The sequence below is a fragment of the Reyranella humidisoli genome (assembly GCF_019039055.1).
In the GTDB taxonomy this organism is placed as follows: Bacteria; Pseudomonadota; Alphaproteobacteria; order Reyranellales; family Reyranellaceae; genus Reyranella; species Reyranella humidisoli.
Window position 1 is genome coordinate 2,330,001 of record NZ_JAHOPB010000001.1, and the last position, 11,173, is coordinate 2,341,173.

Sequence of the window (11,173 nt, forward strand, 5' to 3'; positions counted from 1 at the left end):
CCCCGTGCACCTTTACTACAACTTTGCAGTGGCATTAGAGAATGGATGTGTAGGATAGGCGGGAGCCTTTGAAACCGGGGCGCTAGCTCTGGTGGAGGCAACCTTGAAATACCGCCCTTTTGTTCTTTGATGTCTAACCGCGGTCTGTAATCCAGATCCGGGACCCTGCATGGTGGGTAGTTTGACTGGGGCGGTCGCCTCCCAAAGAGTAACGGAGGCGCGCGATGGTGGGCTCAGGCCGGTCGGAAATCGGCTGCTGAGTGCAATGGCACAAGCCCGCCTGACTGCGAGACTGACAAGTCGAGCAGGGACGAAAGTCGGCCATAGTGATCCGGTGGTTCCGCGTGAGTGGGCCATCGCTCAACGGATAAAAGGTACGCCGGGGATAACAGGCTGATACCACCCAAGCGTCCACAGCGACGGTGGTGTTTGGCACCTCGATGTCGACTCATCACATCCTGGGGCTGGAGCAGGTCCCAAGGGTTCGGCTGTTCGCCGATTAAAGTGGTACGTGAGTTGGGTTCAAAACGTCGTGAGACAGTTTGGTCCCTATCTGCTGTGGGTGTTCGAGACTTGAGAGGAGCCGTCCTTAGTACGAGAGGACCGGGATGGACTTACCTCTGGTGTACCGGTTATGGCGCCAGCCGTAGCGCCGGGTAGCTATGTAGTGAAGGGATAAACGCTGAAAGCATCTAAGCGTGAAACCCGCCTCAAAACTAGGTCTCGCTGAGAGTCGTGGTAGACCACCACGTTGATAGGCCGCATGTGCAAGTGCAGTGATGCATTAAGCTTAGCGGTACTAATAGCTCGATCGGCTTGATTTCATTCGTTCCGTGCAGCGGTCGACATCCGCTGCAGGGCCTTGTGCACGACTTAAAAGACCTCACCCTTTGCATTTCGACGATCCGGTGGCTTTAGCGAGAGGTGTACACCCGATCCCATTCCGAACTCGGACGTGAAAACTCTCAGCGCCAATGGTACTGTGTCTCAAGGCACGGGAGAGTAGGTCGCTGCCGGATCTTCCGAATGCAAAGGGAAACATTCCGATACGACGATCACTGCACGCAGGATTTGACGCGGGGTGGAGCAGCCCGGTAGCTCGTCAGGCTCATAACCTGAAGGTCGTAGGTTCAAATCCTGCCCCCGCAACCAAACTCTAAAAGCCGTCCTCGAAAGAGGGCGGCTTTTGTGCGTCCGGGCGCCGGTTAGGAGAACGCAGATGGGTGGACCGCAGAAGATCCCGGCCTTTTGCACGCAATGCCGGTCGCGCTGTGGCTGCATCGCCGTCGTGGAAGACGGGCGCTTGCGGGGGATCGAGCCTTTGCCGGATCATCCGACCGGCCAGGCGCTTTGTCCGAAGGGCCGGGCGGCCCCCGAACTCGTCTATCATCCAGAACGCGTGACGACCCCTCTTCGCCGGACCCGACCGAAGGGCGCCGCCGATCCCGGCTGGACGCCGATCAGCTGGGACGAGGCACTGACGGAAATCGCCGCTCGCCTGTCCCGTATCCGGGAGGTGCACGGCGCCGAACAGGTTGCCTTCTCGGTCACCACGCCGAGCGGGTCGCATATTTCGGATTCGATCTCCTGGGTCGAGCGCTTCATCCGCGCCTACGGCAGTCCGAACACGATCTACGGAACTGAAATCTGCAACTGGCACAAGGACTACGCCTCCCGCTTCACCTACGGCCACGATGTCGGCACGCCGGATTTCGCCAACACGGACTGCATCGTGCTGTGGGGAAACAATCCCGCGGCGACGTGGCTGGCGCGTCAGGTGGAGATACAAAAGGGCCTGAAGAACGGCGCGCGCATGATCGTCATCGATCCGCGACCGACGGCGCTGGCCAAACGGGCGAGCCAGTGGCTGCGGGTGCGCCCCGGCACCGACCAGGCGGTCGCCCTCGGGCTTGCGAATCTGCTAATCTCGAGCGGACGCTTCGATCGCGCCTTTGCCGGGACCTGGACGAACGCCAGCCTGCTCGTGCGCTCCGACACGGGCCACTTTCTGCGCCAGAGCGACCTTCGGGCCGATGGCCGGAGCGACGTTCTGTTTTCTCAAGCCGGCGAGGGCGGTGGCCTGTTGCCTTTCGATGCGACGAGCGAAGGCTCCGCCACGCCCGTCCTGCGGTGGAGCGGCACTGTCGAAACGCTCTCCGGCCCCGTCCTGTGTCACACGGCGCTGGAATTGTTCGCGGGGGAAGCGGCCGAGTTTCCGCCGGAGCGTGTCGCCGAAGTAAGCGGCATCGAGCCCGGCGACCTCGCGAAGGCTGCCGACATCATCGCCGGCGCGAAGTCGGTTGCCTATTACGCCTGGAACGGTGTCGGGCAGAGCGTCACGGCCACCCAGACCGATCGCGCGATTTCGAATCTCTACGCACTCACCGGCAGCTATGGCCGTAAAGGCGGCAACGTGCCGGGCGGTGCTGCGCCCTTCGTCGATATTTCCGGCCAGGATCTTCTGTCCTCGGAACAGCGCGACAAGGCGCTCGGTCTCGCCGAGCGGCCCCTCGGTCCCGGCCTTCAAGGCTGGGTCACGGCCCGCGATGTCTACAAGGCCGTGCTGACGAAGGCGCCCTATCCCGTGCGCATGTTGATGTCGTTCGGCACCAACCTCCTGGTGTCGCAGCCGGATACGGAAACCGCCCGTCAGGCGCTGTCGGCGCTGGAATTCCACGTCCATGCGGATTTCTTCGTCAATGCGACGGCCCGCTACGCCGACATCATCCTGCCCGTCGCGACCTCGTGGGAGCGGGAAGGCTTGCGCACGGGCTTCGACGGCAGCCTCGAGGGACTGCGGCATGTCCAGCTCCGGCCACCTGTCGTCGCGCCCGTCGGCGAGGCCCGCTCCGACACCGACATCGTGATGGGACTCGCCGCCGGGCTTGGCCTCGGTGAGCGGATGTTCGATCTCGATGCCGACCGCGGCCACAACGCCGTCCTGGCCAAAACGGGACTGACCGTCGAGATGTTGCGCGGCTCTCCGGCGGGCATCGTGGTCGAGGGCGCAGCGCAGCTCGACGCCCAGGCGGCTCCGCACGACGGCCGTCCCCGCGGTTACCCGACCCCGACCGGCAAAATCGAAATCTATTCGGAGCGGCTGCTGCTGGCCGGCTACCGGCCGCTACCCGGTCTCGACGTCAAAGATCTTCTGCCGGTCGACGCGAATTACCCGCTGCGCCTCGGCAGTGCCAAGAGCGTCGCCTACTGCCACAGCCAGCACCGCAATATCGACTCGCTGCGCCGGCTGGTCCCCGACCCGGTCGTGGAGATCTCGCCTGAAGATGCGGCGGCCCGCTCGATCGTTCAGCGCGACTGGGTTCGCATCAGGACACGGAGCGGTGACGTGGTTGCCCGGGCGGCCATCGTGCCGGGTCTCGCGCCCGGAGCCGTGTTCGGCCAGCACGGCTGGTGGGTCGATGGGGGCGACGGCACGCCGTATGATCGCAGTCACCCTCTGGCCGCGAACCTGAACGGCGCGATCGGCACCGACCGGGCCGATCCCGTCAGCGGCTCGATCCCGCTGCGGTGCTCGTGGTGCGAGATCGAAAAGATGGCGGGTGAGCCCCGGCCGGCGTGACGGTCGGCGTGACGGCCGGAATGCAACGTGCTCCAGTGGGTAGGGTCCACCGCTGAGCCGACATGTCACACGATCCGCTTGATCTCTTCCGACTGAAAGGCCGCACCGCCCTGGTGACCGGCGCCCGCCGGGAAATCGGCCGGGCCATCGCGCTCGCGCTGGGCCGTGCCGGTGCGCAGGTCGCGATTCATCACGCCGGTACTCCCGAGGAGGAAGCGGATGCCGGGGCCGTCGTCCGCGAGCTCGAACAGGATGGCGGAACTGCGCGCGCTTTCGCGCAGGACTTCGCGCTCGACGATGCCGGGCGCCGGCTGGCCGAAACCGTGTCGGCCTGGTCGCCGGTCGACATCCTGGTTCTGAACGCCTCGATCGAATTGCCGGAACCCTTCGAGGCGATCGATCGCGGGCGGTTCGACCGGCAGATCGCGGTCAATCTGCGGAGCCCGATGGAGTTGCTGCAGGAACTGGTCCCGCCGATGGGGCGCCGCGGCTGGGGGCGGGTCGTGACGATCGGCAGCGTCCAGCAGGTCAGGCCGCATCCCCGCATGCTGGTCTATGCCGGGACCAAGGCGGCGCAGTTGAACTGGGCCTGGAATCTCGCCCGGCAATTCGGTGGTCAGGGCGTCACGGTGAACAATCTCGCGCCGGGCGCCATCCTGACAGCGCGCAACCGCGAACAGATGGCGGTCGAGGGCGAGGTATTGGCTCAGCGCATTCCGACGGGCCGGCTCGGTCGGCCCGACGACCTGGTGGGCGCGGCCCTGCTTCTGTGTTCGGATGCCGGCGCCTACATCAACGGCATCAATCTTTACGTCGATGGGGGCCGCTCCATCGCCTAGGATCGACGCTGCACGTCAGCAGGGTTCACATGGCCGCCGCTCCCGACACTCGCCTTTCAGACACCGAGGTAGACGACCTCAGGAAAATCGCCGGGACGATGGTTCCCGCAGACACCGCTCTCGGCATGCCGGGCGCCGACGATCCGCTCATCCTGGACGACATCGTGCGATCGCTGGGTCGCGATCTTCCGCTGGTGCGCGAGGCGCTCGTCGCCATCTCGACGAAGTCCGGCGGGACGTTCGCCGACAGGGGCCAGGACGCACGGGAAGCGCTGATCAACGAATGGTATCCCGGCGGTGGCGGGCCGGCCGCCGCTCTCGGACGGGTGATCGTTGGAGCCTACTATCGCGACGACCGCGTCCTGCGGGCGCTGGGGCACGAGGCGCGCGCGCCTTTCCCGAAGGGTTACGTGCTCGAGCAGGGCGACTGGTCGCTGCTCGACGTCGTGCGTAAGAGACCGACGCTCTGGCGCGACGATCGAGTCCTCCCGACGGGAGGGCGCTGACATGGCGGCGAACGAAAAGGTCGATGTCCTGATCATCGGCTCGGGCGCGTCGGGCGCGGCCGTGGCCTGGAGCCTCGCCGAAACGAAGATGCGGATCCTGTGCCTGGAGCAGGGCGACTGGATGAAGCCGACGGACTTCCCCAGCAACGGCCGTGACTGGGAGGCGCGGCGCTACACGGATTTCGAGATCAGTCCGAACCGTCGCGGTCGTGACACCGACTATCCGATCAACGACGACAATTCGCTGATGAAGATCGCCAACTTCAACGGCGTCGGCGGCGGCACGATCATCTACACGGCCCACTGGCCGCGCATGCACCCCTCGGACTTCCGCGTGAAGTCGCTGGACGGCGTGGCCGAAGACTGGCCCGTCGACTACTGGGCACTCGAAAAATTCTATGACGAGAACGACCGGATGATGGGCGTCTCTGGCCTGGCCGGCGATCCCGGCGTGCCGCCGCGCCATCCGCCCATGCCGCCGATCGGGCTCGGCAAGACCGGTACCCGTTATGGCCAGGCGATGAATCGGCTGGGCTGGCACTGGTGGCCGTCCGACAGCAGCATCGCCACCACCGACTATGAGGGCCGGGCGGGCTGCATCAACCTCGGCCACTGCACGCCGGGCTGCGCGCAGGGCGCCAAGGCCAGCACCGACATCACCTACTGGCCGCTGGCGCTGCGGGCCGGCGTCGAGCTGCGCACGCGCTGCCGGGTGCGCGAGATCACCACCGACGAGCACGGCATGGCGGCCGGCGCCGTCTATTACGATGCCGACGGCGTCGAGCATTTCCAGCGGGCCGAGGTTGTCATCCTGGCCTGCAACGGCGTGGGCACGCCGCGCCTGCTGCTGAATTCGGCCTCCGCGAAGTTCCCGAACGGTCTCGCCAATTCGTCGGGCCTCGTGGGCCGGAACCTGATGCTGCATCCCTGGCCGATGGTATCGGGCTATGTCGACGAGCCGCTGGACGGCGGGCGTGGCCCCATCAACACGATCTGGAGCAAGCAGTTCTACGAGACCGACCCGTCGCGCGACTTCGTGCGCGGCTACACGCTGCAGTTCAGCCGCGGCACCGGTCCGGCCAACCAGGCGATCGTGGGCGCGGCTTCCGGCCTCCTGCCATGGGGCCGCGATCATCATCGCCACTACCGGCAAATGCTGGATCACCGGCTGAACATCGGCGTGGCCTGCGAGGACCTGCCGGAGGAGCACAACCGGGTGACGCTCGATCCCGTCCTGAAGGACAGCAACGGCATACCGGCGCCCAAGATCGACTACACGATCAGCGAGAACACGCGCCGCATGATGGAGCACGGGATTGCCCGCGCCGAAGAGATCCTGGCCGAAGCCGGCGCCACCCGGCTGTTCGCGTCGCGCACCGCATTGAACTATCCGGGCCACCTGCTCGGCACGGCGCAGATGGGCACGGATCCGGAGCGCTCGGTGGTGAACGAATGGGGCCGGAGCCACGACGTCAGGAACCTGTTCATCGTCGACGGCAGCATCTGGGTGACTTCGGGCGGCGTGAACCCGACCTCGACCATCCAGGCCCTGGCGCTCTACGTCGCCGATCAGATGAAGCAGCGGCTGGCCTCGCTTTTCGACTGATCGGCCGACGGTCATGGCTGGCGCGGCGGGACATGTTGCGTCACAGTCAGCACGTCATGCGCGCCATCATCATCGGAGCCGGCCGTGGCAGCCGGCTCATGCCCACCACCGAAGACGCCCCCAAATGCTTTGCCGAGATCCAGGGCAAGCGCATCCTGGACTGGACCGTCGAGGCCCTGAGGGGCGGGGGCTGCACCGAGATCGTGTTCATCGGCGGCTATCGCATCGACTCGGTGAAGCGCGACTATCCGGACTTCATCTTCCGCGAGAACAGGGACTGGCCCGACAACAACATCCTCGTCTCGCTGATGTGCGCCGAGGACCTGATGGACCGCCCCTTCGTCACCAGCTACTCCGACATCCTGTTCACGAAAGACGTCGTGCGAGGCCTGGTCGAGTCGAAGGACGAGCTGGCGCTGGGCGTCGATGCCGACTGGCGCGAGCACTACAAGCCGCGCACCCAGCATCCGCCGCATGACGCCGAGAAGGTGATCACCCGCGGTGACCGGGTCGAGCGCGTCTACCGCACGATTCCCTACGATGAGGCGACCGGCGAATTCATCGGCGTAGCGAAGTTCGGCGCCGAGGGCGCGGCCCGGTTCCGTGATTTCTACCATCGCCGCAAGGCCGAGTTCTGGGACAGGCCCTATCGCGAGGCGGCGATCTTCCAGAAAGCGTACCTGATCCACATGTTCCAGGACATGATCGAGCAGGGCATGTCGTTCGGCCATGCCGATACGCCGGGCAAGTATCGCGAGATCGATACGCAGGAAGACATGAACCTCGCCCAGACCCTGTGGAAGCCATGAAATGAAGACCCTGCCGCTGTTTCCCGCCTCGATCGTCGGTTCGATCCCGCGCCCGCTCGTGATCCGCGAGCTGATCGAGAAGCCGGCGTGGGACGAGACCGACCGCAACACGATGGACGCCGCCATCCGTTTCGTCGTGGCGCTGCAGGAGCGCGCTGGCCTCGATGTCGTGAACGACGGCGAATGGCGCCGTCGCTCCTATATCGGCGTCATCGCGGAACTGGCGCACGGCTTCACGCTGGAGGTCAATCCGGCGGACGGGCGGCCCTGGACCGTCGTGACCGAGAAACTGACGCCGAAGGCGGCCGGCTTTGTCGCAGCCGAAGCGAAGTTCGTGAAGGAGATCGCAAGGGTCGCCACCAAGATCACGCTACCGGCGCCGGCGCTGCTGGGCGAGCGGCTGTGGGACAAGGGCCGCTCGGGCAAGGCCTATCCGAAGCGTGAGGATTTCGTGCGTGACTGCGTGGCGCCGCTGCGCGCCGAGATCGCGCTGCTGCAGGACATGGGCGTCGAGATCGTGCAGATCGATGATCCGCATCTCTGCCTGTTCGTCGATCCCGATGTGCGCCGGAGCTATGAGGATCCCGACCGTGCCGCCGACTTCGCGGTAGAAATGATTAACGAGACGGTAAAGGGCTTCGACGGGATCAAGTTCGCCGTCCATCTCTGCCGCCGTGCCGGCGCGCGCGTGCGCGGCGAAAAGCATCATGCCGGCACTTACGGGCCGATCCTGAACCAGCTCAACAAGCTCAAGGTCCAGCATCTCACGATGGAGTTCACCGCCGCCGGCGCCGACGATCTCGAGAGTCTGGGCCGCCTGCGCGAGGATTTCGAGCTGGGCCTCGGCGTCGTCGACGTGACGCCCGGCGCGCCCGAGGCCGCGGCGCTGATCGTGTCGCGCGTCGAGCGCGCCCTCACGCGCATCGACAAGAAGCGCATCACCCTGAATCCCGATTGCGGTTTCGCGCCGGGCTCGGCGGCGAAGGTCGATACCGACGAGGTCTATCTCAAGCTCAAGGCCGAAGCCGAGGCCGCCCGGATCCTGCGCGCCAAGTACGCCTAGGGTCTTTCCAAGGAGCACGGAAACACACCCCAACCTCATGCTGAGGAGTGCTCCGCAGGAGCGCGTCTCGAAGCATGGGCGCGAGCACCACGTTTGCTGCCTATCCTTCGAGACGGCCGCTGCGCGGCCTCCTCAGGATGAGGTAGTGCGGTTGCGGTACGACTTGAGGCGGAAAGACTCTAGGCGACCTCCGTCGTCCTGAGCGGAGCCGCCCGGAGGGCGGAGCAGTCGAAGGACCTCTTTTCCCACGCACCTATTGTCGAAGTGAAAAGAGGTCCCGAGATCGTTACCGGCAGATCACCGGGATCATCGACCTTGTGAAGACCCGCAGGTCCGCTGCCGGTACGCCCAGTCGCGCGCGGATACCGGTGGCGTAGAGGATGGCGCCAGCCATGCTGGCCCGTTCGGCGGGCGAGGGCGCGGGCTTCAGGTCGCTGTTCGCGAACCCGCGCTCGAAGGCCTTCTCGAAGCCGGCGAGTATCTGGTGGGCGGCCGCGCCGATCTGCGGATGGCTGGTCGCTTCGACGGTTGCGGTGCCGACTATGATGCAGCCCGGCCTGTTCGGCGGCCGGGTATAGATGTCGATCGCGCCCTTGTAGATGCGGCCGAGCCGCTGCTCGATCGGCTCCGGTCCCGACAGCACCGCGTCCATCGCCTCGACGCTCTTCTCGCCGATATGGCGCAGCATGCTGATGTAGAGCTGCTCCTTGTCGCCGAATGCGGCGTAGAGGCTCGGCCGGTTGAGGCCGGCGGCGGCGCAGAGCTCGTCGAGCGAGGCCGCCGCAAATCCTTTGGCGAGGAAGACGTCGCGCACGCGTTCCAATACCTCGCTGGTAATGAATTCGCGCGGGCGCCCGCGCGGGCGCGGTTCCTTGCCTAATTTTGTACTGTCTCGCATAATTATCCTTGACGCAGGGCGTCGTCCGTATTTGTGTACCACTTCGTACATAAATACGAAAGCAGTCCACCATGAGCCATTTACGCCGCGACCTGTTCCCGGTCGATCCCTTCTCCGACGACCCGACCTTCCAGTCCGTATCGCTGCCGAGGCTGCCGCTGCACCGCCGCCTTCTCGCGAAGCTCCGCCTCTGGCGGGAGCGCGCGCGAACGAGAAAGGCGCTCGCGCAGGTCGACGAGCGCAGCCTGCGCGACGCCGGCATCGCACCGGCCCAGGCCGCCTTCGAGGCCAACCAGCCGTTCTGGCGCCGTCTGGGCCGGCTGCGCTGAACGATCGCGTCGAACGACTTGTTCAACCCCGCGTCAAATCCCAAGGAGACTGAGATGGAACTGTTTGCTTCGCCGATGGCGTGTTCGCTTGCCTCGCATATCGCCGTGATCGAGGCCGGGCTCCCGGTCAAGGTCCGGTTCGTCAATGGCAGGAAGACCGACGACGGCGGCGACTATCTCGCCGTGTCGCCCTATGGCTACGTCCCGGCGCTGCGGCTCGACGATGGCGCGATCCTGAACGAGGGCGCGTCGGTTCTGCAGTACCTGGCCGACCGCAACCCGGAGTCGGGCCTCGCGCCGGCCTGGGGAAGCGCCGAGCGATATCAACTCATGGATGTGCTGCACTATCTCGGCACCGAGGTGCACAAGCGCGTCTTCTACAACATCTTCTCGACCGCGGTGCCGGCCGAGGCGAAGGAGGCCGCGAAGGCCGAACTCGATCCGACGCTGGCCGCGATCGCCCGGCGTCTCAGCGATCGGGAGACGCTGGTCGGCGACCGCTTCACCGTGGCCGACGCCTACCTGCTGACGCTGCTCAACTGGGCGGTTTTCCTGAAGGCCGACCTTGCGAAGTGGCCGGCCCTGCAGGCCTATCACCAGCGCCACCTGAAGCGACCCTCGGTTGCCCGCGCGATGGGCGTGGAGATGGAGGAGCGCAAGCGCCGCGCGGCGTGAGTGATCGACGAGAAGAGCGGGGGGCCGAAAGGTCGCCCGCTTCATCTCCAGTAATTTAGATTGCGTCTAGTACTTGGTCGCTCTCATGGTAGATGTCCTGTCCTCGGAGGATATCGACCATGCGCATCGTCATCGCCGCCCTTCTGTGGCTCTCGTTGAGCAGTGCCGCCTCTGCGCATGCGCTCTGGCTCGAGCCGGACGGAGGGGGCTACCAGCTCTATTTCGGCGAGTTCGGCGAGAACCTGCGCGAAGGATCGCCCGGCCTGCTCGATCGATTCGAGCCCGCGCCGGCTGCCAAGGCGTTCGGCGGCGCGGGCGATGCGCCTCTCAAGGCGGAGAAGACGCCAACGTCGTTCCAGTTCACCGGCGCAGCCGACGGCACCACCAGCGTCGTGGCCGAGCAGGCGAGGGTCACCGAGCGCAAGCAGAACGACAAGACCGTCCGTACGCTGGGCCGCCTGTCGGCGCGCTACGTCGCCGACTTCAGGGAGCTCAAGCCGATCATCCCGCTCGACATCGTGCCGACCGGTACGCCCGGCAGCTTCAAGGTCTTCTACGACGGCAAGCCCCTGCCGAAGGCCAAGGTGGAGGTCGTGACCGAGTTCGGCTGGACGAAGGACCTCAAGACCGACGATGCGGGCGCCTTCGAGGTCGCGCTGCCGTGGAAAGGGACCTACGCCGTCGAAGTGTCGCTGGTCGACAACACGCCGGGCACGCACGGCGCCGCGCCCTATGACGGCATGCGCTTCGTCACCACGCTCACCTTCAAGGTGTCCGACGGACTCGCGGCACCGGCCCGCCCGCCGGTCGTGACGCCGAAGCGTTAGGCTTCAGACTCCTCTCCACCGCTAGGGGGAGAGGTTGGGTG

At 65.6% G+C, this 11,173-nt stretch carries 10 protein-coding genes, 1 tRNA gene and 2 rRNA genes (1 of these 13 running past the window's edge); 12 read left to right on the forward strand and 1 reads right to left on the reverse strand.

Translation table 11 applies throughout. The features are described 5' to 3' along the window. The 9 genes from KQ910_RS11330 to KQ910_RS11370 all read left to right on the forward strand — a co-directional run. Positions 1 to 824, forward strand: a 23S ribosomal RNA gene (locus tag KQ910_RS11330) (it extends 1,906 nt beyond the left edge of the window). A gap of 80 nt (positions 825 to 904) precedes the next feature. Continuing rightward, positions 905 to 1,019, forward strand: a 5S ribosomal RNA gene (rrf, locus tag KQ910_RS11335). Between the two features lie 56 nt (positions 1,020 to 1,075). Continuing rightward, positions 1,076 to 1,152: transfer RNA gene (locus tag KQ910_RS11340), tRNA-Met, on the forward strand. A gap of 67 nt (positions 1,153 to 1,219) precedes the next feature. Further along, entirely contained in the window at positions 1,220 to 3,580 is a 2,361-nt protein-coding gene (locus KQ910_RS11345) for a molybdopterin-containing oxidoreductase family protein (RefSeq protein ID WP_216959713.1), read from the forward strand. A gap of 62 nt (positions 3,581 to 3,642) precedes the next feature. Continuing rightward, a complete protein-coding gene (locus tag KQ910_RS11350) occupies positions 3,643 to 4,419 on the forward strand; it encodes an SDR family NAD(P)-dependent oxidoreductase (protein WP_216959715.1) in 777 nt (258 codons plus the stop codon). A 98-nt stretch (positions 4,420 to 4,517) separates the two neighbouring features. Next, complete coding sequence (locus KQ910_RS11355; RefSeq protein WP_229600386.1) at positions 4,518 to 4,925, forward strand: hypothetical protein; 408 nt, start codon at positions 4,518 to 4,520, stop codon at positions 4,923 to 4,925. A 1-nt stretch (position 4,926) separates the two neighbouring features. Beyond that, positions 4,927 to 6,531 carry a GMC family oxidoreductase gene (locus KQ910_RS11360; protein WP_216959718.1) on the forward strand — a complete coding sequence of 535 codons (1,605 nt, stop codon included), beginning with the start codon at positions 4,927 to 4,929 and terminating at the stop codon, positions 6,529 to 6,531. 32 nt (positions 6,532 to 6,563) lie between these two features. Continuing rightward, positions 6,564 to 7,340 carry a phosphocholine cytidylyltransferase family protein gene (locus KQ910_RS11365; protein ID WP_216959721.1) on the forward strand — a complete coding sequence of 259 codons (777 nt, stop codon included), beginning with the start codon at positions 6,564 to 6,566 and terminating at the stop codon, positions 7,338 to 7,340. 1 nt (position 7,341) lies between these two features. Further along, positions 7,342 to 8,403 (forward strand): hypothetical protein, encoded by a 1,062-nt coding sequence (locus KQ910_RS11370; protein ID WP_216959724.1) that lies wholly within the window; start codon positions 7,342 to 7,344, stop codon positions 8,401 to 8,403. Positions 8,404 to 8,689: 286 nt separating this feature from the next. Here the strand turns inward: KQ910_RS11370 and KQ910_RS11375 are convergent, their stop codons facing one another. Beyond that, the gene (locus KQ910_RS11375) at positions 8,690 to 9,217 is read right to left on the reverse strand and encodes a TetR/AcrR family transcriptional regulator (protein WP_216959738.1); all 528 of its coding nucleotides are present in this window, start codon (positions 9,215 to 9,217) and stop codon (positions 8,690 to 8,692) included. A 155-nt stretch (positions 9,218 to 9,372) separates the two neighbouring features. Here KQ910_RS11375 and KQ910_RS11380 point away from each other — a divergent pair, with 155 nt between their 5' ends. The 3 genes from KQ910_RS11380 (at position 9,373) to KQ910_RS11390 (ending at position 11,132) form a co-directional block, all read left to right on the forward strand. After that, positions 9,373 to 9,630 (forward strand): DUF1127 domain-containing protein, encoded by a 258-nt coding sequence (locus tag KQ910_RS11380; protein WP_216959741.1) that lies wholly within the window; start codon positions 9,373 to 9,375, stop codon positions 9,628 to 9,630. 54 nt (positions 9,631 to 9,684) lie between these two features. Then, a complete protein-coding gene (locus KQ910_RS11385) occupies positions 9,685 to 10,305 on the forward strand; it encodes a glutathione binding-like protein (protein ID WP_216959744.1) in 621 nt (206 codons plus the stop codon). Positions 10,306 to 10,424: 119 nt separating this feature from the next. Beyond that, on the forward strand, positions 10,425 to 11,132 hold the full coding sequence (locus tag KQ910_RS11390) for a DUF4198 domain-containing protein (protein ID WP_216959747.1): 708 nt from the start codon (positions 10,425 to 10,427) through the stop codon (positions 11,130 to 11,132). The last annotated feature ends 41 nt before the right edge of the window (positions 11,133 to 11,173 follow it).